Source organism: Flavobacterium sp., from assembly GCF_044341265.1.
Taxonomy (GTDB): domain Bacteria; phylum Bacteroidota; class Bacteroidia; order Flavobacteriales; family Flavobacteriaceae; genus Flavobacterium.
This window is the reverse complement of record NZ_JBIISA010000020.1, coordinates 34,736-58,252: the sequence shown is the minus strand read 5'-3', so window position 1 is coordinate 58,252 and position 23,517 is coordinate 34,736. Positions and strand designations below refer to the sequence as shown.

Annotated in this window: 17 protein-coding genes and 2 tRNA genes; 6 read left to right on the top strand and 13 right to left on the bottom strand. The window is 31.7% G+C overall.

Features of this window, described 5'->3' with window-relative positions; translation table 11 throughout:
• Window positions 1-159: 159 nt before the first annotated feature.
• On the top strand, window positions 160-573 hold the full coding sequence (locus tag ACIQ06_RS10685) for a DUF1573 domain-containing protein (protein ID WP_396146199.1): 414 nt from the start codon (window positions 160-162) through the stop codon (window positions 571-573).
• A gap of 80 nt (window positions 574-653) precedes the next feature.
• Here the strand turns inward: ACIQ06_RS10685 and ACIQ06_RS10680 are convergent, their stop codons facing one another.
• From ACIQ06_RS10680 to ACIQ06_RS10665, 4 genes are all read right to left on the bottom strand, one after another.
• Window positions 654-1,136 (bottom strand): hypothetical protein, encoded by a 483-nt coding sequence (locus ACIQ06_RS10680; RefSeq protein WP_396146197.1) that lies wholly within the window; start codon window positions 1,134-1,136, stop codon window positions 654-656.
• A gap of 44 nt (window positions 1,137-1,180) precedes the next feature.
• Window positions 1,181-2,482 carry a 30S ribosomal protein S12 methylthiotransferase RimO gene (gene rimO, locus ACIQ06_RS10675; protein ID WP_396146195.1) on the bottom strand — a complete coding sequence of 434 codons (1,302 nt, stop codon included), beginning with the start codon at window positions 2,480-2,482 and terminating at the stop codon, window positions 1,181-1,183.
• A 138-nt stretch (window positions 2,483-2,620) separates the two neighbouring features.
• A complete protein-coding gene (locus ACIQ06_RS10670) occupies window positions 2,621-4,135 on the bottom strand; it encodes an OmpP1/FadL family transporter (protein WP_396146193.1) in 1,515 nt (504 codons plus the stop codon).
• A gap of 23 nt (window positions 4,136-4,158) precedes the next feature.
• Window positions 4,159-5,166 (bottom strand): hypothetical protein, encoded by a 1,008-nt coding sequence (locus tag ACIQ06_RS10665; RefSeq protein ID WP_396146191.1) that lies wholly within the window; start codon window positions 5,164-5,166, stop codon window positions 4,159-4,161.
• Between the two features lie 100 nt (window positions 5,167-5,266).
• Between ACIQ06_RS10665 and proS the strand changes: the two genes are divergently transcribed.
• The 4 genes from proS to rpsT all read left to right on the top strand — a co-directional run bounded on the left by proS (window position 5,267) and on the right by rpsT (window position 7,425).
• Window positions 5,267-6,745, top strand: coding sequence for a proline--tRNA ligase (gene proS, locus ACIQ06_RS10660; RefSeq protein ID WP_396146189.1), 1,479 nt, complete (start codon window positions 5,267-5,269; stop codon window positions 6,743-6,745).
• Between the two features lie 84 nt (window positions 6,746-6,829).
• Window positions 6,830-6,901, top strand: a tRNA-Glu gene (locus tag ACIQ06_RS10655).
• 44 nt (window positions 6,902-6,945) lie between these two features.
• Window positions 6,946-7,017: transfer RNA gene (locus ACIQ06_RS10650), tRNA-Glu, on the top strand.
• A gap of 156 nt (window positions 7,018-7,173) precedes the next feature.
• Window positions 7,174-7,425 (top strand): 30S ribosomal protein S20, encoded by a 252-nt coding sequence (gene rpsT / locus ACIQ06_RS10645; protein ID WP_298303183.1) that lies wholly within the window; start codon window positions 7,174-7,176, stop codon window positions 7,423-7,425.
• A 49-nt stretch (window positions 7,426-7,474) separates the two neighbouring features.
• Here the strand turns inward: rpsT and ACIQ06_RS10640 are convergent, their stop codons facing one another.
• Together ACIQ06_RS10640 and ACIQ06_RS10635 are read right to left on the bottom strand one after the other, a co-directional pair.
• A complete protein-coding gene (locus tag ACIQ06_RS10640; protein WP_396146186.1) occupies window positions 7,475-7,888 on the bottom strand; it encodes a response regulator in 414 nt (137 codons plus the stop codon).
• Window positions 7,881-9,548 (bottom strand): PAS domain-containing protein, encoded by a 1,668-nt coding sequence (locus tag ACIQ06_RS10635; RefSeq protein ID WP_396146184.1) that lies wholly within the window; start codon window positions 9,546-9,548, stop codon window positions 7,881-7,883. The genes ACIQ06_RS10640 and ACIQ06_RS10635 overlap by 8 nt, the downstream gene beginning before the upstream one ends.
• Before the next feature lie 216 nt (window positions 9,549-9,764).
• On the opposite strand from ACIQ06_RS10635, the gene typA reads away from it, so the two are divergent.
• Window positions 9,765-11,561: a translational GTPase TypA gene (gene typA / locus ACIQ06_RS10630; protein WP_344816172.1), complete on the top strand. Its 1,797-nt coding sequence runs from the start codon at window positions 9,765-9,767 to the stop codon at window positions 11,559-11,561.
• 71 nt (window positions 11,562-11,632) lie between these two features.
• On the opposite strand, the gene ACIQ06_RS10625 is transcribed toward typA, so the two are convergent.
• The 7 genes from ACIQ06_RS10625 to ACIQ06_RS10595 all read right to left on the bottom strand — a co-directional run bounded on the left by ACIQ06_RS10625 (window position 11,633) and on the right by ACIQ06_RS10595 (window position 23,461).
• The gene (locus ACIQ06_RS10625) at window positions 11,633-14,008 is read right to left on the bottom strand and encodes a T9SS type B sorting domain-containing protein (protein WP_396146182.1); all 2,376 of its coding nucleotides are present in this window, start codon (window positions 14,006-14,008) and stop codon (window positions 11,633-11,635) included.
• A 3-nt stretch (window positions 14,009-14,011) separates the two neighbouring features.
• Window positions 14,012-19,126, bottom strand: coding sequence for a T9SS type B sorting domain-containing protein (locus ACIQ06_RS10620; protein WP_396146180.1), 5,115 nt, complete (start codon window positions 19,124-19,126; stop codon window positions 14,012-14,014).
• 68 nt (window positions 19,127-19,194) lie between these two features.
• Window positions 19,195-20,034 carry an ABC transporter permease gene (locus ACIQ06_RS10615; RefSeq protein WP_396146178.1) on the bottom strand — a complete coding sequence of 280 codons (840 nt, stop codon included), beginning with the start codon at window positions 20,032-20,034 and terminating at the stop codon, window positions 19,195-19,197.
• Window positions 20,035-20,045: 11 nt separating this feature from the next.
• Window positions 20,046-20,939 carry an ABC transporter ATP-binding protein gene (locus ACIQ06_RS10610; protein ID WP_396146176.1) on the bottom strand — a complete coding sequence of 298 codons (894 nt, stop codon included), beginning with the start codon at window positions 20,937-20,939 and terminating at the stop codon, window positions 20,046-20,048.
• 120 nt (window positions 20,940-21,059) lie between these two features.
• A complete protein-coding gene (gene tpiA / locus ACIQ06_RS10605) occupies window positions 21,060-21,815 on the bottom strand; it encodes a triose-phosphate isomerase (protein WP_396146174.1) in 756 nt (251 codons plus the stop codon).
• Window positions 21,815-22,318 carry a TlpA family protein disulfide reductase gene (locus ACIQ06_RS10600; protein ID WP_396146172.1) on the bottom strand — a complete coding sequence of 168 codons (504 nt, stop codon included), beginning with the start codon at window positions 22,316-22,318 and terminating at the stop codon, window positions 21,815-21,817. Before ACIQ06_RS10600 ends, tpiA begins: the two co-directional genes overlap by 1 nt.
• Window positions 22,319-22,336: 18 nt before the next feature.
• Window positions 22,337-23,461 (bottom strand): MauE/DoxX family redox-associated membrane protein, encoded by a 1,125-nt coding sequence (locus tag ACIQ06_RS10595; RefSeq protein ID WP_396146170.1) that lies wholly within the window; start codon window positions 23,459-23,461, stop codon window positions 22,337-22,339.
• Between the last annotated feature and the right edge of the window lie 56 nt (window positions 23,462-23,517).

The window sequence follows — 23,517 nt, the reverse complement described above, 5'->3', positions numbered from 1 at the left end:
AGGTAATATTACTAAAAAAAAGCACCAACTTTTTTCAGTTAACAAGTCATTAACAAACATTTGAAATCGATTAACAGAAGTAAAATAGTTGTTGACTTATCTTTGTATTGTTCATTTATAGTGGACTTTAAAACAAAACAAATTTAAACAAATAAAAATATGAAAATTTTAAAAATTTCAATGCTAGCTTTGACTTTAGGATTAATGTCATTTACAGTAATTTCTAAAGAAGAAACTCCAACAGTAAAAACTACGGAAGCAGGTTCTATTGCTTGGAAAAGCGAAACTATCGACGTAGGACAAATTCCACAAGGAACTCCAAAATTGATTGAATTTCAATTTAAAAATACAAGTACTAAAGCAGTTATTATTACAAATGTAAAACCAGCTTGTGGTTGTACAGCTGCCGATTATACTAAAGAATCTATTGCGCCAGGAAAAACAGGATATGTAAAAGCTACCTATAATGCTGCAGCTGCTGGTTCATTTACAAAAACTGTTACCGTTACAACAAGTGCTGATGTTAATCCGAAAGTTTTAACTTTTAAAGGCAATGTAGTAGCAAAATCATAATTGATTATAAGGTTGGTTAATAACGCGAAAAACTCCTAAACTTGATTGTTTAGGAGTTTTTTATTTTGTGATTTGAGTTTTTATCTCGATCGTTTTTCTTTCAGTTTGTTTAAATTTTCTTTTTTATTTTCAATAAACTTTTTATACTTTTCTTTTTGCTCAGCATTTAAAAAAGTATTTATTGTTGTGTCGGTTTTTTCAGAGATTGCTTCAATTTCTTTAGTTTTGTCTTCTTCAGATATTTCATCATTTTTTACAACTGCATAAATCTTTTTTGAACTAGTTTCTATTTCTTTACGGATGACAATAATTTGTAGTTCATCTAATTTTAATTCTGTTTTTAAAAATTCAACAGTTTTGTCAATGTTTTCTGCTCTTTCTTTTTCTATTTCTTCAGCACTTTTTTCATTGCGTCCAAAATTGTTAGGATTTTGCATTCTTTGCTGGTTTCTTGCACCCATTCCCATACCGTTATTCATCCCATTCCCACCAAATTGAGCTGATGCAAATGTTATAGAGCCTAATAGTAAACTTGTTGTAAAAACTAATTTTAATGTTTTCATTATCAAATTGTTTAGAAAATCAAATTTATAAAAAATATTTCAAATTACACAGGTTCGCCATATAAATCGTATTCTGATGCATCAATGATTTTTACATTTACAAATTCACCTGTTTTTACATAGAATTTTGCAGCATCAATAAGAACTTCATTATCTACATCTGGACTATCAAATTCGGTTCTTCCAACAAAATGTTCACCTTCTTTTCGGTCGATTATGCATTTAAATGTTTGACCCACTTTTTCTTGATTCAAATCCCATGAAATTTGTGATTGTAAATCCATTATCTCTTGTGCACGAGCTTTTTTAACATCTTCAGGAACATCATCTTCGAGAACAAAGGCACCAGTATTTTCTTCGTGAGAGTACGTAAAGCAACCCAAACGTTCAAACTTCATTTCTTGAACCCAATCTCTCATGATTTCAAAATCCTCTTGAGTTTCTCCAGGATAACCAACAATTAATGTAGTTCTAATCGTCATTCCAGGAACAGCTTCACGAAAATCCTTTAATAATTTGGTTGTTTTTTCTTTTGTTGTACCACGTTTCATAGATTTCAAAATCTTATCAGAAATATGCTGCAACGGAATATCAATATAATTACAGATTTTTGGTTCGCGTTTAATCAATTCCAAAACATCCATCGGAAAACCAGTAGGGAAGGCATAATGCAGACGAATCCATTCAATTCCTTCTACTTTCACAAGGTTTTCAAGTAATTCGGCAAGATTACGTTTTTTGTATAAATCCAAACCATAATAGGTTAAATCTTGTGCAATTAGAATTAATTCTTTCACACCATTTTTTGCTAAACCTTCGGCTTCTTTAACCAATTTTTCAATAGATTGGGAAACGTGTTTGCCTCGCATAATTGGAATAGCACAAAAACTACATGGTCTATCACAACCTTCAGCAATTTTTAAATAGGCATAGTTTTTTGGTGTTGTTGTAAGACGCTCACCAAGTAATTCGTGCTTGTAATCAGCACCAAGAGCTTTCAATAAAAGAGGTAATTCTGTAGTACCAAAATATTGATCAACATTGGGAATTTCCTTTTCTAAATCAGGACGATAGCGTTCGGATAAGCATCCGGTAACGAATACTTTATCTACAATTCCACGTTCTTTTTTATCGGCATATTCCAAAATAGTATTTACAGATTCTGCCTTAGCATTATCAATAAAACCACAGGTGTTTATTACTACAATATTTCCTTCTTGTTCATGAACGACATCTTTGCCACTAGCTTTCAATTGTCCCATTAAAACCTCACTATCGTAAGTGTTTTTAGAACATCCTAGTGTGATGACATTGATTTTGTTTTTCTTTAACGATTTGGTTCTCATACCTTAATTTAATTGGAGTGCAAAATTACAATAATTAATTTGAAGTTGTTTCAGAAACTATGAATTTCATTTGAAGATAAATCCATAAAAAAAACCATCCGAAAATCGAATGGTTTATTCAAATGTTTTTTTATAAGATTATAATTCAAATATTACAGTAAGAGTTACATTATCTGTTATATTTTCAATTCTTGCTGGGTCAACAAGACCTTGCGAGAAGAATTGTAAATTGTAATTTCTTTTAGCATGAGCATAAGCCAAGTCAACTTTTGTTGAACCAAAATTGTATCCTAATCCACCAGAGTAACCTGTTAAATCACCAATAGCATTACCATCTTTGTAAGGACTTTGTTCCCAACGGTAACCACCTCTTAAACTTAGTTTTTTGATTTTATATTCTGTACCAACTCTAACTTCACTTGAGGTTGTTAACAAGTTTCTCATTGTTCTGTTTTCATTAGGAAAGTCGTTTTGAGGTCTGTATTCCATATTGCTGTAATCTTTCATAGAATAATCAAGACTTATCAATCCTTTTTTTCCGAAGATGTAAGCAAAACTACCAGTCCATTTTCCTGGAGTTTGTAGTTTATAAGGTTGAAAAATCATTATTACGTTAGGATCTGTAATTTGCGTAGAATACAAAGTATTATCTTGAGCTGGATCCAATCCATAACCCGAAGTTATAACTTGTTGAGATAATTCATCGTTAAGTCGGTACCACGTAGGAGATTCGTAAGCTAAACCTAATCTTACTTCTTTAGTTGGTTTAAAAATAGTTCCAATATTGAAAGAGAAACCAGTTCCGTATGTATAAAGTTGGTTGTTAAAACGAACTCTATCTACCGTAGACCCAACAGCGTATTTTGGATTATCATTTGCTTCAAAAAAGCTCGAAGATTGTCTATAATCTATAAAGTGTGAATTTAAATTAATACCAAAAGCGAATTTGTCTTTGTATTCTGTAGCTGCGTTAAAAGTAAGTTTTCCATTATAACCAACACTTTCTATCGAATTTTCTTGATAATAATTTCCGCCATCAGCTATATTAGTGTAATATTCTATATTGTTGTTTGTAGTGTTTAAAGGATCAATTATATATGAATTATACCCTAGATAAGCTTGCTGTTCGTTAAAAAATAAATCTTCATAATTAAAACTATTTAAGTTTCCAAAGGGCACACCATTTGCATAACTTAAAAAGTAATTATCTATTGAATTTTGTCTATTTACTCCAGATGAAAATATTGAGTTGTCTAAGTTTCTTGCATTTTCATAATTTATAGCTATGGAAAATTTCTTCCAATCGCTTTTAGCACTTCCATTTTCAAATATAAAAACAGCACCAGCCTGATTTAGATCAAAACTATTGTCATTTTCAGAAGTTTTATTTCCGAAATAATTTGAATTGTTTTTAATATTAAAATTGCTTAGAGTTAATCCCACTTGATTGTTAGCAAATATCACAGAACCTGCTGGGTTTACATTTAGTGAGGAAAAATCACCACCTAACGCTCCAAAAGCACCACCCATTGCTCTAAATCGAGCGGTTCCGTTCAAATCTGTTTGTCCATAACGCAAGGCATCATTAATATCTTGTGCTTGTATTGTTGAGACAGCTAATGTTGCTATCGCAATTGCAAATATCTTTTTCATAAATTTTTACTTTAGATTGATAATTATCTTCTACCTCCGCCAGACGATCTACCTCCACCGCCTCCACCGCCGAAGCTACCACCTCCACCGCTACTTGGACTTGGAGAGTAAGATCTTGGACTATCATAACTTCTAGTGTTTGTGCTAGTTCTAACAGGACTTGTAGTTGGTCTAACAGTATTGTTATCATTTCTAGTAGGACTAGTAGTTCTTACGCCGCCAGTTTGAGAATCATTTCTAGTCGTATTTGGATTTCTAACAGTAGTATTAGTACGTCTAACTCCATCAGTTTGATAACTACTTCTTATAGTATTTGTATTTCTGGTATTTCCTATATTAGAGGCTCTTCTATTTCCCAAACCATTATTTATATTGTTATTGTAATTGGTGTTTCTTCTTCCGTTAGAAAAAGCATAATTATTACCATTCCATCCGTTATTCCAACCCCAACCATTTCCATACCAACCATTTCCATACCAACCATTATTCCAACCCCATCCTGGTCCGTACCAATTATTCCAGCCCCAACCGTTGTTCCAACCCCAGTTGTTCCAGCCCCATCCTGGACCGTACCAATTATTCCAGCCCCAACCGTTGTTCCAACCCCAGTTATTCCAGCCCCAATTATTCATACCCCAACCGTTGTTCCAACCCCAGTTGTTCCAACCCCAACCATTGTCATAAACATTAACGATAATATTTTCAGAATTGTTAGATCCCCAGCCAGCATAGTTTACTTCAGTTTGAGATTGATTTCTTGAAATGGTATCATTATAAGACGAGTAAGTTTCAACATCTGTAAAAACTTCCTCACTTTCTTGCTTTAAAGAACTAAAGTATTCTTTATAATAAGCACTATTAGCTTTCGATTCTTCAGTTTGTTTAGGTTTATTGTCGGTAGAACCATAAATTCCATCATTATCATAATATGATGTGTTTTGGTATGAACCACAAGAAGTTGCAATCAATGCAAAAAGTCCAAATACAGAATAAATGGAGATTTTTTTGGTAAAAAAAGAATTTGTTTTCATATCTATAGCTTTTTTATTGTTGGACAATACAAAAATAGTTAGTTTTGCCGAACTATTTAGTTAAAATAAGTTAAACAATTTTTATGCCAAACTATTCATTATGAGTAAGAACTTAACAAAAAGAGAAGAGGATTATTCCAAATGGTATAACGAACTTGTAGTTAAAGCAGATTTAGCGGAGAACTCAGGTGTAAGGGGTTGTATGGTAATTAAGCCATACGGTTATGCAATATGGGAAAAAATGCAAGCAGAATTAGATAGAATGTTTAAAGAAACAGGACATAGTAATGCCTATTTTCCTTTATTTGTTCCCAAGAGTATGTTTGAAGCTGAAGAAAAAAATGCTGAAGGTTTTGCTAAAGAATGTGCCATTGTGACGCATTATCGTTTAAAAAATGATGAGACACGTCCAGGTAAATTAATGGTAGATCCAAATGCTAAATTGGAAGAAGAATTAATTGTTCGTCCTACAAGTGAAGCTATCATTTGGTCTACTTATAAAGGATGGGTTCAATCCTATAGAGATTTACCTTTACTGATTAATCAATGGGCAAATGTGGTTCGTTGGGAGATGAGAACGCGTTTGTTTTTAAGAACTGCTGAGTTTTTGTGGCAAGAAGGTCATACAGCACATGCTACCAAGGCAGAAGCTATTGAAGAGTCTGAAAAAATGATGAATGTTTATGCAGATTTTGCTCAAAATTTTATGGCTATTCCAGTAATAAAAGGGTTAAAAACTGAAACAGAACGTTTTGCCGGTGCTGAAGAGACTTATTGTATTGAAGCACTTATGCAAGATGGTAAGGCACTTCAAGCTGGAACTTCACATTTCTTAGGGCAAAATTTCGCAAAAGCTTTTGATGTTAAATATGCTAATCAAGAAGGAAAGCAAGAATATGTTTGGGGAACATCTTGGGGTGTATCAACACGTTTAATGGGAGCATTAGTTATGACTCATTCGGATGATAACGGATTGGTTTTACCTCCAAATTTAGCTCCTATACAAGTTGTTATTGTTCCAATCTTTAAAACTGATGAAGAGTTTGAAAAAATATCTGAAGTTGTAAATGGTTTGATGGCTCAATTCAAAAAATTGAATATTTCTATCAAATATGATAATAGAACTACTCAAAAACCAGGATTCAAATTTGCAGAATGGGAATTAAAAGGAGTTCCAGTTAGAATTGCAGTTGGTCCAAAAGATTTAGAAAACGGAACTTTTGAGGTGGCAAGAAGAGATACACTAACTAAAGAAGTAGTTTCTAAAGAAGAAATTGTTGCTTATGTAAGTGATTTGTTAGATACAATTCAAAAAGATTTATTCCAAAAAGCTATAGATTACAGAACTGCTCATATAACAGAGGTGAATTCTTTCGAAGAGTTTAAAGAAGTATTAGAAAATAAAGGAGGTTTTATATCAGCTCATTGGGATGGAACACCTGAAACAGAAGAAAAAATTAAAGATTTAACTAAAGCTACCATCAGATGTATCCCATTAGATAGAGTAGAAGAGGATGGAAAATGTATTTTTTCTGGAGCTAAATCTACTGGTAGAGTGTTGTTTGCAAAAGCATATTAAAAAATAATTAAAAAAAGTGCTTGCTACTATTGCGTGAATTAAAAATAGTTGTATTTTTGCACTCGCATTACAAAATAATGTAATGGCCCGTTCGTCTATCGGTTAGGACGCATGGTTTTCATCCATGTAAGAGGGGTTCGATTCCCCTACGGGCTACAAGTTCAGTTTACTGAAAATAAAGATTAACGAAGGATGATATTGGCCCGTTCGTCTATCGGTTAGGACGCATGGTTTTCATCCATGTAAGAGGGGTTCGATTCCCCTACGGGCTACAAAATTAGTTGTAAATAAGTTTTGTAAAATAATAATTGGTGTCTCTGTTATTATTTTATTAGTTAAAACCAAAGTGACTTTAAATTAAGTTGTGGGAGGTTTTTCTTTTTTAACTAGTAGTTTATAACAATTATTACAATTAAAAAAAGGAAAAAATGGCAAATCATAAGTCAGCTTTAAAAAGAATTAGAAGTAACGAAAAGAAAAGAGTGTTAAATAGATATCAGCACAAAACTACTCGTAATGCAATAAAAGCATTAAGATTAGCTACTGATAAATCTGACGCATCTTCAAAATTATCTAGTGTAATCTCTATGATTGATAGACTAGCTAAGAAAAACATTATTCATGACAACAAAGCGTCAAACTTAAAATCTAAGTTAACTAAACATGTTGCAAAACTGTAATGTTTTAATTACGATAAAATAAAAAAGCTTCCAATTTGGAAGCTTTTTTTTATTGTTTATTGTTACTAAAATAGTATAGCATTTCTTTGGTAATAGGTTTGGATAGAAAATCGATGACCATTGAGTAAGATTTTGATTTTTCTATATCTCTAGGGTCAATAGTAGAGGATAATACAATTACTTTTAGTTCAGGGAAAAAGTCATGATACTTGTTTTCGGAGAATATATCAAGAAATTCCCATCCTCCCATAATAGGCATATTTAAATCTAAAAACATTAGTTGAGGTAAGATAATGTTGTTATCTTTTTCTAAATTGTTTTTTAAGTTGTCAAAATATCTAAGTGCATCTTCACCATTGTGTGCTGTATCTATTTGTTTAGAAAAATCAGATTTTTCAATTACTTTTTTACACAGCATAAGTGTTATGGGATCGTCATCAACACATAATATTTTATTATACATCTTTATTGTTTTTAAAAATTATTGTGAAAGTAGTTCCAACTCCAACTGTGCTATCAATACTAATAGTGCCTCCCATTGATTCTACTTGAGATTTTACTAAGTACAAGCCTAATCCTTTGCTATCTGGATAGTCATGAAATCTTTGGTATAATCCAAATACTTTATCTTTATTTCTTTCTAAATCAATTCCAATTCCGTTATCTTTGAATGTGATAATTGTTTCATTTCCTACTTTTTTTGAAGCTATTGAAATTTTTAATTGTCTAATTGGATTGCAATAACGTAGCGAATTTGACATCAAATTTAATAAAATACTTTCAATGTAAGATTTGTTTAAGTAAACTATTTGATCCTTATTTAAATCCATTTTGATAATTGGTTTTTTTACTCCAATTAAAAAACTTAATTGATTAAAAACATTTTCAAATACATCCTTAATGACAATACCTTCTTTTTGAATTGATGGACTATCTTTGATGATAATCACATTTACTAAATCATTTATAGTTTCATTAAGTTGGTGTGTAGATTTAGAAAAACCACTAATGATTTCATTTAATTCTTGATTTTCTATAGGAATATCCTCAACTAGATTTAATAGTCCAGTTAGATTAGATAGCGGAGCTCTAAGATTATGCGAGGTTATATATGAAAACTGCTTTAGATCTTTATTGTTTTGTGTAAGTTCGCTAATAAGATGTTCACGTTCTTTTTCACGTTCTTTTTCGACTGAAATATCTCTTTGTATTGAAATCCAATGAGAATGTTGATTATCTTTGTTAGTAATAGGAATCATTGTAAGATTAACCCAATATTGCTCGCCGTTTTTTCTTTTATTTAATGCTTCAAAAGTAAATTCTTCTTTCTTTTTGATGACTTCGGCTAATTTTTTTATATCATTCCTAACACTAAATTTATTCATCAAAATAGTAGCATTTTTTCCAATTACTTCTTTTGATTTATATCCTGTCATTTTTGAAAATGCAGGATTGACAAAAACAATTTTTGGTAGTTCTTTTTCTGTATTGCTCGTTTCAGTAATAATTACGGTGTCTTTTGTTTGAGTAATAACAGTTTCTAATAGTTTTAATCTTTGTTCCTCTTCTTTTTGCTTGGTGATATCTTGAATAGCACCTATCATACGAATAACATTTCTGTCATCATCCATTACTAAAAAGCCTCTATCGAAAACGTATTTATAAGTTCCATCGGCACACATGAATCTATAATAATCTTGCCATTTTTCAGTTTTCTGTTCAATGAATGAATAAAGCTTTACCGACATTTTTAAGCTATCTTCGGGATGAATTTTCTCAAACCACCATTGAAGGTTTTCTCCTACGTCTTCTTTTTTGTATCCAAAAACGCCTTGTATTCCTTTGTTCCAAATAAATCCACCCGTTTTAATATCCCAATCCCAAATAGTATCACTAGTTGCTTTTGCAACTATATCATATCTTTCATTTGATTCATAAAGGTCTTTGTTGATTCTTTTTAAGTTGGTAATAGAATCATTAATTTTTTTATCATTTGTCTTAAAAATTATTATCAAAGCTATTGGTGAGCAAATAATAATAAATATAAAAATATAAAGACTGTAAAATAATTGATCATTAACAGAAATGAAGTTTACAATATAGTAGTGGCTTATTAAAGCCATGATGAGGATGATTAGGAAATAAATTACTATACTTTTGTAAAAAAAACTTTTCATTACTCAAAAATAAAAAAAAAATAATGAAACCATCTTTTTTATTAAAAAAATAATCATTTTTTTAATGATTCAAGTAATAATAGTTATTAAAATGTAAACTCTTGTAAGCAAGGTTTTTTATATCAAAATAAAGTGTACCTTTGCACATTCTAAAAAAATCAGATGGAATCTATCAGAAACATTGCAATTATTGCCCACGTTGACCACGGTAAGACTACTTTGGTTGACAAAATTATGTATCATTGTCAACTTTTTCGCGAAAATGAAAACACAGGTGACTTAATTCTTGATAACAACGATTTAGAGCGTGAAAGAGGTATCACTATTACTTCTAAAAACGTTTCTGTTTCGTATAAAGGAACAAAAATCAACATTATTGATACTCCAGGTCACGCCGATTTTGGTGGTGAAGTAGAACGTGTATTGAATATGGCTGACGGAGTTTGTCTTTTAGTAGACGCATTTGAAGGTCCTATGCCTCAAACTCGTTTCGTGTTGCAAAAAGCTATTGACTTAGGATTAAAACCATGTGTGGTTATCAATAAAGTTGATAAAGAAAATTGTACACCTGAAGAGGTGCATGAAAAAGTTTTTGATTTAATGTTTGAATTGGGTGCAGAAGAATGGCAGTTGGATTTTCCTACGGTTTATGGTTCTGCTAAAAATAATTGGATGTCTGATCATTGGGAAAATATGACAGATAATATTGAGCCTTTATTAGATATGGTTGTAGAACATGTTCCTGCGCCAAAGGTTTCTGAAGGTACACCACAAATGTTAATTACTTCTTTAGATTTCTCTTCATTTACAGGTCGTATTGCGATTGGTAGATTAGAAAGAGGTGTGTTGAAAGAAGGTATGCCAATTTCTTTAGTAAAAAGAGATGGTTCTGTAATGAAATCGAGAATTAAAGAACTACATACTTTTGAAGGTTTAGGTCGTAAAAAAGTACAAGAAGTTATAGCTGGTGATATTTGTGCAATTGTTGGTGTTGAAGGTTTTGAAATTGGTGATACTATTGCAGATTTTGAAAATCCAGAGGCTTTACAAACTATTGCCATTGATGAGCCAACAATGAGTATGTTGTTTACCATTAACGATTCGCCTTTCTTTGGTAAAGAAGGGAAGTTTGTTACTTCAAGACACATTAGAGATAGATTGACAAAAGAATTAGAGAAAAACCTTGCAATGCGAATGGGTGAAACTGATTCTGCTGATAAATTTATGGTTTTTGGTCGTGGAGTACTTCACTTATCGGTTCTTATTGAAACAATGAGAAGAGAAGGATATGAGTTGCAAATTGGTCAACCACAAGTTATTATCAAAGAAATTGATGGTAAAAAATGTGAGCCAATTGAAGAATTGACAATTGATTTACCAGAAAATCTTTCAGGTAGAGCTGTTGAATTTGTTTCTATCCGTAAAGGTGAAATGTTATCTATGGAAGGTAAAGGTGAGCGTATGATTGTTAAATTTAATATTCCATCACGTGGAATTATTGGTTTGAGAAATCAATTACTTACTGCTACTGCTGGTGAGGCAATCATGTCGCACCGTTACATAGGTTATGAACCATTCAAAGGAGAGATTCCAGGAAGAAACAATGGTTCGTTAATCTCTATGGAAAACGGAAAAGCAATTCCTTATTCTATCGATAAATTACAAGATCGTGGTAAATTCTTCGTTAATCCAAATGATGAAATTTACGAAGGTCAAGTTATTGGAGAAAATTCTCGTAGTGATGATATGTGTATTAACGTAACCAAAGCTAAGAAACAATCAAACGTACGTTCATCTGGAAATGATGAAAAAGCTAGAATTATTCCACCAATTATTTTCTCATTAGAGGAAGCTTTAGAATACATTCAAAAAGATGAATATGTTGAGGTTACTCCAAAAACTATTCGTTTGAGAAAAATTTATTTAACTGAAAATGATAGAAAAAGATTTAAAATCTAATTCGTCAAATTTGAATATAAAAAAAACCATCAGTGAAAACTGATGGTTTTTTTATGTAGTTAATTTTATGATTATCTTTTGAGAGCGAAGTGTCCTTTTGCATTTCTACCATCATCAAAAGTAATATTATACCAGTAATCATCTGAAGGAGCTAAATTACCATTATAAGTTCCATCCCAACCTTGACCAATTGCCGATATTTGTTTTACTAATTTACCATATCGATCATAAATGTGTATTATAGAGTTTGCATAGAATTGCTCATTTACGCCTTTAATATTCCAGGTGTCGTTAAAACCATCTCCATTTGGAGTAAAATATTGTGGAACCCCTAATACAGATATTAATTGTTCTGAAATACCACACCCATTCAAATCTTTTACATAAATCGTATGGAATCCCATTGGTACATTGGTAAAAATATTCGAATCTTGATATGGGCCATAAGGTTCTTGAATACTATAAACATAATCTCCATTTCCATTAACAAGTACTTCTACAGAATTATTATCTGATAATTCTACAATTTCGATATCTTGAATTGTAGCGATTTCTGAACTAGTTACAATAATATCTAGTGTTTTAGTGCAAGAAGTTGTATTATTTGTTACTGTTACTGTGTAAGTTCCGTTTTGAGTAACGTCTATACTTTGAGTTGTTTCATTGGTTGGCGTCCATAAAAAACTATGACTTAATGGATTTACCATTTGAGCAGTTAATTGCGTCGACTTCGAAACATCGTTTAAACATAACAAACCGAATTGAGTAATTGTAAAATTGGGTAACGGTTTTATAATTAAATTAATCACGTTAACACCAATACAATCATTACCATTTTCGATTCGTGCATAAACAGTTTGAGTTGTAAAAGTGGTCGTTGTTATTTGATTTAGCTCCAGCAGTGCATCATTTGGAGTAGAAAAATAGGTTACAGTATTTCCTGATTGTTCAAATCCGGCATCGGCTAAATTGAATGTTGTTATTCCATCTTCTGTACCATCATCATCGCATTTCTCTATCGTGACAACTTGCGTAGGATTTACAGTTACATTAAGTGTTAATTGTGTTATTGAAAAACATCCGGTTACAGAATTTGTAACTCTAACAGAAATTATTTGAGGATTTGAAATATTGGTATAATTAGACGATAACGCATTAATATTTGCAACAGCATCGGCATTATTTAAATAAAATGACGTAACATAATTAGCATTATTATTTGTAATTATATTGTTGGCTTCGTTCAAATTAAAAGTGGTTAATCCGTTAGGAAAAACTTCAAAATCGCATTGAGTAAGTTGTGATGCAACAGCAACTGGTGCTGGATTTATGATGATATCAAATGGTTTGTAGGCATAACAACTAGTACTACTATCACTAATTTTTGCCCAAAGAGTTTCATTTGTAAAAGCAACTTGATTGGTGTAATTGTTTGGTAAAGTAGTGGTATCATTGTTTGTCGGATGATAAGTTACCACTAAATTAGGATCGCCATTAGTTAAAATAAAAGTATTTTCTAATAAATTAAAAGTTGCAAATCCGTTGTTATCAAAATCACAAGATTCAATATTTATAGGATTTTGTGTTTGAAATGGTGTTACCGTCAAACTAAAATTGGATGTAGTAAAGCAACCAGTCAATGCATTTTCAAGTCTAATATAGATGATTTGAGGATTTGATGTATTAGTAAAATTTGTTGTGTTTATAATTTTATTAGAACCAACAATGGCATCATTTTCTGAAATGTGAAATGTGGCAAGAATATTGGTTTGCAAACCTATTGCTAAGGATTGGTTTTGAGTTAAATCAAATGAGGTGCTGTTATCTTGAACCGCGTCAGAATCACATTTACTGATGTTTAATGTTGAGCCAGCCGTTGTATTATTAATTATAGGTGCATCACTAAAAGTTGCGGTTCCTGTCCATTGAAGACTGAAGTTACTGTCACCACTAAATCTGTCAATTACTAAATAATAAGTCTCGTTTGCCAGAACATTTAAAGCACTTACAAAATTATTACCTTGTGCGGCTGGACCTTCAAAGGTATCTGTTTCTGTAGCATTCATTCCAGTTTGATTATTGGATGCATTAGATAACTGCGGATTTGTCGTGGAACATCTTATTGTTTGCCCAAGATTTGAACAGCTTGCCGTTGGACCAAATACCCAAAAATCAAAGTCGATATTCAAAGAAGCATTATTTGGAATTAAAGTGAAACCTAAAGTTCCCGGATTTTGAATAGTAACTTTAATCCACAACGAATTGTTTTCTTGACCAGTACATGAGTTCGTAAAATCAATTTCGCTAATGCCTGGACCAACAATTGATATGTTGTTATAGTTACTATTTCCGCAGGCTACAAGTGCATCAACACAATCATTTTGTGAAAAACTAAATTGCGCAAAAAAGGATACAAAAAGGTAAATTATTTTTTTGTAAAAATTCATGTACTATCGTTTAAGAGAAAAATGCCCTTTAACATTTCTACCATCATCAAAAGTAATATTATACCAGTAATCATCTGAAGGAGCTAAATTACCATTATAAGTTCCATCCCAACCTTGACCAACAGCTGATATTTGTTTTACTAATTTACCATATCTATCATATATATGTATAACTGAGTTAGCATAGAATTGCTCATTCGCGCCTTTAATATTCCAGGTGTCATTAAACCCATCACCATTTGGAGTAAAATATTGAGGAACTCCAAGTACAGAAATTAATTGTTCTGTTATTCCACACCCATTTAAGTCTTTTACATATATTGTATGAAAACCCATTGGTACATTGGTAAAAATATTCGAATCTTGATATGGACCATAAGGTTCTTGAATACTATAAACATAATCACCATTTCCAGAAACAATTACCTCTACAGAATTATTTTCAGATAAATCAATAATATTAATATCATCAATTGTTGCAATTACTGAACTGGTAACTTCAATTGTTCTCGTTTTTGGACATCCAAAGGAGTTTGTAACTACTACAGTATAGGTTCCTCCGGTATTGACTGTTATTGAATAATTTGTTTCTCCACTCAACAGATTTCCTTCTAAATACCATTGGTATGTGTAGGCACTTGAAGGTGTTGCATCTGTAATACCAGCATCTAATGTTACTGTGAAAGTTGGAAGATTTGTACACACAAGTTGATTTGCCCATCCATTTTGATTTAAATCAATACTAGGAGTTGGATTTACAATAAAATTTAAAATTGTTGAAACAGGACAACTAGGATTTAATGGATTTGTTAATGTTAAGGTTACATTTTGAGTTCCAGTTGTAAAAGTTGGTGGTAAATTATTCAGAATTACTGTACCATCTTGAAGTGTAAAAGATATATCAAACCCAGTTTGTCCTTGCAAAATTGTTGGAAGTATATTAGTTGTATCAAAATCTAATAACCCATCTTGGTCAGCTGGATTGGTTTCATCATCACAAATAGTTAATTGATTTGGAGGCAAAGGAAATATTTGTGGCAAATCATCGACTATAAACTGAATTGTTTTTTCGTAATAACATGGGCCATCTGTTGCCAATGAAGGATTATTTGTTAATCTTACAGTGATAGTTCGAGTTGTATTTACATAAAAAGGATTTGTCATAGCAAATTGAACTCCAGTTGCATTATAATAAGTTACATCAATATTTGTTTGCCCTTGAAGAATATCGTTCTCAAGTGTAGAAGTATCGAATCCGTAAATTCCATCATGGTCATCATCACAATGACGAATAACATTATTTACGCCAACAGTATTGAAAACAGGAGTTGGTTCAACGATAAGATTAAAAGTTTTGAATCCATAACATCCGTTATTGATATTGCTGTCAACACGAACCCAAATAGTTTGCTGATTTGGATATCCAATATTTCTATAAGTTGAAATATTTGTAATTGCTAATGAATTACCATTACTGTCATTTTCAGCATTAAAATCGGCTTGATTTTTATAAAATTTTATTGTAAAATCAGAGGTTGGAGTAGGTAATTGGGCTAAAGTGTTGTTATAAATTTGCGTTAAGTCAAATGTTGCAATTCCATCATATTCGTTATTGGTTGCATTAATATAATCATCACATTTTACTTGATTAGGTATTATAAAACTAGCTGGCAACTGTGGTGTAGAAACTATCAAATCTAATCTTGAAACACTGGGACAGTTATTTGCATTTTGAACTCTAACCCAAACGGATGTATTACCTGTTGTAAATGCTATAGGGCTTGAAATTAAAAATGCAGTATCATTGGTTTGAGCAGCAGTTTGATTTGTGAAAAAAGTAAAAGTTTCAATTGCTGAATTAGTAGAAATAAACGTATTTTTTTCGGTTAAATTAAAGGTAGAAATACCATCAGTATTATCATCACATTGAATTAATGATAATGGAGAAACCACCACAGGTAAAGCATAAATTGATAACGAAGCGTCACCAGAAATTAGTCCGCAAGAGTTTCCTAATCTGTTTAGTATGACTCTATATTTATGGCCAGCCATTGACATTGTAATGTTATTTACAGCTAAAACATCAGTTGTTGCACCGGCATAATTGGTGTTATTTACAATATTTGTCCAAGTCAAACCATTATCTGATGATACCTGCCATCGATAAGAGGTTATTGGTGTTGATGTTGTTAACGTAAATGTTGTGCCTTGTAATTCGCAAGAAAATTGATTCGCTGGTTGTGTAGTAATTACAATTGGAGCTGGTGTGAAATAATTAGAATTTGGGTTAATATAACCGGTTCCACTTGTTACAACACCATTGTTTGGATTTACTGTTGGAGGAGTTGTATTTCCTAAAATTCCATCGTTGTTTCCATCAGCGTAGCCTGCTTCAATTACATCATCACAACCATCACCATCACTATCTAAATCTAAATAATTATTTAAAGAATCACTGTCAGTATTAGCGATACTATTTGCAATAATTCCACTATCTGGAGTGGTTTCTAGAGAGTTTAACCAACCGTTGATACCAAAATTTGCACCATCAATTATTCCATTAGAATTGGCATCGGTTAAAGTATATCCAGATTCATTTAAATCGTAAATTCCATCATTGTCAGAATCTAAATCAATATAATCTGCTATTCCATCATTATCAGAATCAACAGGTGTTAAACCAGTGTTGTAGGCATCATCAATTCCATCATTATTAGCATCAATATTTGATACAGCTACAAAAGTTGCGCCTTGTATTTCAATATAATCAGGAATTCCATCATTATCACTATCATAATCAAATTGGTCAAATACGCCATCACCATCATAGTCTTTTGGTACACAAGTTGCTATAATTTTGAATGTTGATTTGTTAGGTAAAGCATCAGATAAATTTCTATGAGAAAAACTTATTGAAGTTACTTGACTGGCCATAAATTTGAATGTTCCAGTTCCTGCAGCTAATGGTGTTGTACTATTTAATCTAAATCGGATTTCGAAAGAAGAATATTCGGTAACACCGCTTTCAAAAATACCATCATAATTGGTATCGATTAATAATTGATTTGTTGGATTTAAAACGGTTATTGTTTTGTTTATTGGTGAATTGATAATAAATTCAGCATTAGCATCTAATAAATCAGTTGCATTTGCTGTTGGAACATATTCGATTGCTAATGATATAGGTTGAGGAAAGGTTAGTTGATATTTAACTGTATTTGTTTTTCCTGGTGGAATTTCTGTTACAAAACTACCATCTGCATTTCCAATTAAAGGTGTTGCACTTGCCGTTATTGAAGTTGAAATTGCTCCAGTAAATGAATTTGAATAAGTTCCTACAGCTACTGTTCCTGCTAGTGGATTTGCTAAGGAAACATTTTGATTTCCAAATGATTCGTTACAGTTTGTAATTCCATCTCCATCATAATCTTGGTCGATATCATCATTAGCATTATCGTTATCAGAATTTGTTGAACAAATGCTTACAGGAATTTCATCTGAAAATAAATCGATATTACATTCGGTTAAAGTTGCTTTTACTTTATAATATCCTGGACCTAATGGACTAAGTGTTGGTATGTATGAGCTACTTGTTGCACCAGGTATTGGATTACCGTTAAAATACCATTGAAATACATCAAAACCACTCAATGAACTAATTTCTAGATTAACGTTTGGAATACAATTGGAACTACTTCCTGCTACTGGTTGAAAAACTACTTCGGGTTTAAAGGTAAAACCAGAGTAAAAACCGCCATAGGTTGCAGCACCACTTGATCCATAATAAGACAGATATACTTGCTCTGTAGAGAATACTGATATATTTCCAGAACATCCTTCAAGAGTGTAAGTTACATAACTTGAATTTCCCAATACTGCAAATGGACCATTAACATTGATACCTCCCGGTAAAGTTGCTAAAGTATAGCTAGTTCCATTAATAAAAAAATCTAATGAAGCTCCAGATTTTGTAACTATACATACCGTTCCATCAAAATTAGATTGGTTTCCAACTTCGTTAATGAAAGGAATGTTGTCTATTTTTTTTGGTGTTTGACAACTTAATGGAGGTAAAAAGTGCATGTTTTGATTGGCTTGACTTGAAGAACCACCTATTCCTTGATAGGCAAAAACATTCTTTGAAGTATTGACATATAAATTTCCATTAACAGAAAACTGAGAACCATCTAGAGCCAAATATTCTCCAGCATTTAGGGTAGCAATTGGTAAATTTATACCGTTTGTAAATACTTGGGTGTTGTCTTCATGAGCTACAATTAAAGGTCTTTCGGTTACATCAACTCCAGAACCTTTTATGAAAATATACTCTTGACCTGTTCTTTCGGCAGAAACAATTTGGTCAAAACCTAAATCTAAATTACTTGTAGAACCATTACTTCCTGCAAAAGAACCACAATTTACCGCAATAGGTTTATTAGAATTAACCAACATACCAATCAAGCCATCTCTATTTGGATTAGAAGGACCTTTTACGGCAATTACATAACTATCACCGGCATTAAGAGTAACATTTGCAGGTGTATTTCCTGCAGCAGCATTATTTAATAATGTTACACCAGTTTTTATGTCGTCAAATGTAATTGTTGTATTGTTTTCTGTTGCCAATATAGAAGCAAAAGTGAAGTAGTTTTCGGTTGAAGTTGGCGCTCCAGTATTTATAAAAGCTCCAATTCTAAAATTAGTTCCCAATGCTGCACTACCTTTAGCTACCAATCCACCAGCATGAAGATTATTTTGCGCTGTCAACCTTACAGTCACATAGATTAGATCTTGTGCCTGAACGATAAAACCTTTATTGTTTTTAACAACACTTACATCAATTTCATTTGTTAGAAGTTGAGTATCTGTTCCAAATCCAATTGAATATATATAAGGAGTGTTTCTACTTACAGTTCCATTTATTGTTGTACCACCAATTTCTTGAATTTGAAAGCTAATTGGATTTAAACTTGGACTTGATATATATAGAAATTGTTCCAAAGGCTCTACAGAATCTGTGTGAGACAATGGTGGAATGTAATGCGTTTTGCTAAACTGCGAAAAACAATTAGCTGATAGTAAAATAGTTAGTAGGTATAGTAAAACTCTCTTTTTCATTTGATAAAAATAGCAAATAAATTAGAGTTATTCTAAAGAACTTATATATTTTAACATTCGTCGATAGGCTATAAATCTCTTCTTTTTAAAAGGTAAAAGGATGAAGAAATGAAAATAGCAGTCCAAGCTAATACTATAAGAATGGAATACCAATGTACATCATAATCTTTTAAGTTTGCTGCACCACCAATAGTTGTCTCAATATTTTTGATAACTGATAGTTTTGTAAATGGTTCAACTATAAGATTACTCATTGATTCTAAAGGTAAAAATTGAGTAATGTTTTTATCAAAATCACTATCTGGGAAAATTTTGAAATTCAAAATTCCAATAATTATTCCTTCAATTATATTCCATACGAATAAGAATCCTAGAGCAAATGCAGAGCGTTTTATTAAAATTCCAATAAATAAACAGAATGAGAAAAATCCTGTTAGTTTTACAAAATAGGCTAAGAGATATTCCATTTCCGAAAAGATTATTCCAACTTCATTATAGGAAGAAAATGACAATCCTAGAATAAGAGAAAGTATAAAAATGAATAATGTTGATACTCCAGCAAATACTACAACAGTTAAGAATTTTGATGTAACAAATTCTTTTTTACTCATTCCATCAATTAAGTTTTGTTTTAAAGTACCATAACTATATTCGTTTGCCATCATCGATACAATGACAACAGCAAGGAAGAATTTTAAAATAGCTGCAATGTAGGTGTTAAAGTGCCAAATATATGGAAAATTGAAGATTCCTTGTTCGGCAATATGAAGTTGAAAATTACCAATATTTATTTTTATAGAGGCAATTAAAGCTATAAAAGTTAGCAAAATAAAATAACTTAAAGTTAAAATTTTACTTGCTTTATTTTTCCAGATTTTTTGTAATTCTATTGAGAGTAATCGTTTCATTTTTGTGTAGATTATTTGCCTGTTAATTGTAAAAATTGTGCTTCTAAACTGTTTTTACGTTTAGCCAAGTGGTTTAAGTAAATTGATTTCTCAACCAAAAATTTATTTAATTCTGAAGGATCAATATTGGTATTAGAATAAATCAAAACTTTACCTTCTTCTTCCACTATTTTGGTAATATTAGGATGATTTTGAAGTGCTGCAATCAATACTTTATTGTCATTGGCTTGAAGTTCGATAAAACCATTATTAGTAGACATTCCTTCTACAGTTCCAGAGTAAAGAATTTCGCCTTTTCTTAAAACCAATACATGTGAACATACTTTTTCAACTTCATCCAATAGGTGAGAAGCTAATAAAATGGTAGTTCCTTGTGAAGCAATTAATCTTATAATATCTCTAATTTGATGAATTCCTTGTGGATCTAAACCATTAGTTGGCTCGTCTAAAATAAGAATTTCTGGATCGTTTAGTAAAGCTGAAGCAATAGCCAAACGTTGTTTCATTCCAAGTGAGAAAGTATTGAACTTACTGTCTTTTCTATCATACAAACCTACAACTTCAAGTTTTTCTTGTACTTTGTTGTAACTGATTCCTTTTATTTTGCAAACCAATTCTAGGTTTTCTTTAGCCGTCATGTATGGGTAAAAATTTGGACGTTCAATGATGGCACCAACTTTTTTCAAAGCTTCGTGTGTTTGCATTGTGCCTCCAAACCAAGAATACTCTCCTGAGGTTTTATTGACAACATTCAATACTATACCAAGAGTGGTAGATTTTCCACTTCCGTTTGGACCTAGAATGCCATAGACATTTCCTTTTTGAATTTCTAGTGAAACGTTTTTAACAGCTTGTAGTTTGCCATAACGTTTGTGAAGATTTTTAATGCTTAGAATCGTTTCCACAATAATTTGTTGTTTGGTTTAAGAGTAAGACGATGAATGTAAGAATTTGTTACTAAGTAATAAAAAAAATCCTCAACTGATTGAATTACAGTTGAGGATTTATATCATTTTGATGAATTATTATCTTAACCCATTTACAATTCCAACGAAATCGTCTGCTTTTAGTGCTGCGCCACCAATTAATCCTCCATCAACATCTGGTTTACCAAAAATTTCTTTTGCATTATCTGGTTTTACACTTCCTCCATAAAGGATTGAAACGTCTTCAGCGAGATCGCTTCCAAAACGTTTGCGGATTGTTTCTCTGATGAATTCGTGCATTTCTTGAGCTTGGTCAGGTGAAGCAGTTTCACCAGTTCCAATTGCCCAAACTGGTTCATATGCTAAAATAATATTCTCCCAAGATTCATTACTAATATGAAATAAACCATCACGTAATTGATTCTCAACAATATTAAAATGTTGGTTGTCTTGACGGTCTTTTAATTCTTCGCCAAAGCAAAAAATTACTGTCATGTTGTGTTTTAATGCTGTATCAACTTTGTATGCCAATTGAGAATCGGTTTCATTGAAGTAAGCTCTTCTTTCAGAATGACCTAGAATAACAGTATTTACTCCGATGCTCTGTAGCATATCTGCAGAAATTTCTCCAGTATATGCTCCATTTTCTGCTTGATGCATATTTTGTGCAGCTACCACAATATTTGTAAATTCTAAATGATCAGAAGCAGATGCCAAGTTTACAAATGTTGGAGCAACAATAATTTGTGCTTCAATATCGTTTGGTAATTTATCAATAAGTTCATTTAATAAATCTTCAGTTTCTTCGGCATTTTTGTTCATTTTCCAATTGCCAGCAACGATTTTCTTTCTCATTATTCTAGTGTTTTTAAAGTAGCGTTAATTTTTTCAAAGTCAGTTTCAATAGCACGATACAATTCAATTTGACCTTTTTTATTGATAATCATGTATCTCGGAATCCAATCTAAATCAACTGATTTTCCAAAAGTACCTTTCATACCTTTTTCGTCATTAACCCAATAGTGTTCTCCTGCTAATTCGTGTTTTTCTATTCCAGCTTTCCATTTGTCGAATGCTTTATCCAAAGAAATGAAAATGTAAACTACGTTTGGATTATTAGCTTGCATCTCTTTAACTTTTGGCATTGCTTTTACACAATCACTGCACCAAGAAGCCCAAAATTCAATGACAACAGTTTTGCCTTTATGTTTCTTTAAAATTTCTTTGAAAGTAACTTCTTTAGATTCGGTGTCTGTTAATTTACCTTTAAGAGCATCTTTAGAAAATTCTTTTTTTTGTGCATTACCACATGATATTGAAGTCATTATTATTGCTACTATTACTATTATTTTTTTCATTTTCAATTAATTATAAGTTTATAATTTTGGATGCGTTTTCTTAAGTTCTTCATACGATTGGTTCAAATATTTTTTCAAATCCTCACCAACAAATTTATCGTCAGTTATTCCCCAATAGTATTTTATTTCGTTTCCATTCCAAAGATATTTAACACCTGGAGTATCTTTACCACTTCCAAGAGTATTCCAAAACGGAATGATTTCAATAATTTTATAAGGATAAGTTGCACCAGCTTCTTTGAAAAAAGCAGGAATTAAATCGGCTTCTTCATTCATAAAAATAATAGAAAGTGGCGGTAAACTTGCATCTTTCTTTCTCATTTCTGTCAGTTCTTTAGCCGCATCTCTACAATGGTCACAACCAGGAACAAAATAGCAAAGTAATTTTTTGCCTTTGTCAATACTCGGAAAAAGAGCAGCATTTCCTGATTTTAACTTTTTAGGTTCATTCAAGTTTTGAACTTCTACTTTTTTAGCGGTATCTTTTTTAACTTCATTAGTTAATTTTTCATTTTCCAAAGGATTTTGAAGCGTCATAGTTGTTGAATCTATTGTAGGCATTGAATTATCAAAACCTTCAGTAGGTTCTTCAGTTTCAGAAACAGGAAGAGCAGTTGCAATAGGTTGAATAGGAGCTACCATATATATTCCTAAAATAGTAGCAAAAAGAACTGTTGTTAAAATCCAAAAGTTATGATTTGAAGTTTCTTTCGGAAGAATATAATACAAGTATCCAAGTAATCCAATAGCAACTATATTTTTGATAATTGCTTCAATTGGTGTCATCGGAATTAACTCACCAAAACAACCACAATTACCAGAATCACCACCGCTCAAAAAAGTTACGTAAGTTAAATGTCCAACAAAAACGGCTAAAAGTAAAATAGTCATTGGCACAATAAAACGTTTCAACCAATGGTTTTGCAACAATAAAAATCCCATTGCCAATTCGATTCCAATAAGAGTTCTTGAAAAATAAGGTGCAACATGCTCAGAAAAACCTAATGTATAAAGCTGTTTAACTTCAAAAGTTGATATGGCAAAATAAGGTGAAGGGTACATTTTGGCAACAGCTGAAACAATAAATAGTAACGAAACTATAATTCTAATTGACCAAGCTATATATGATTTTTTTGTTTCCATAAAATATGTTTTTACAAAGGTAAAAAGGCTTTTAATTGTAAGTTGTTAACGATATG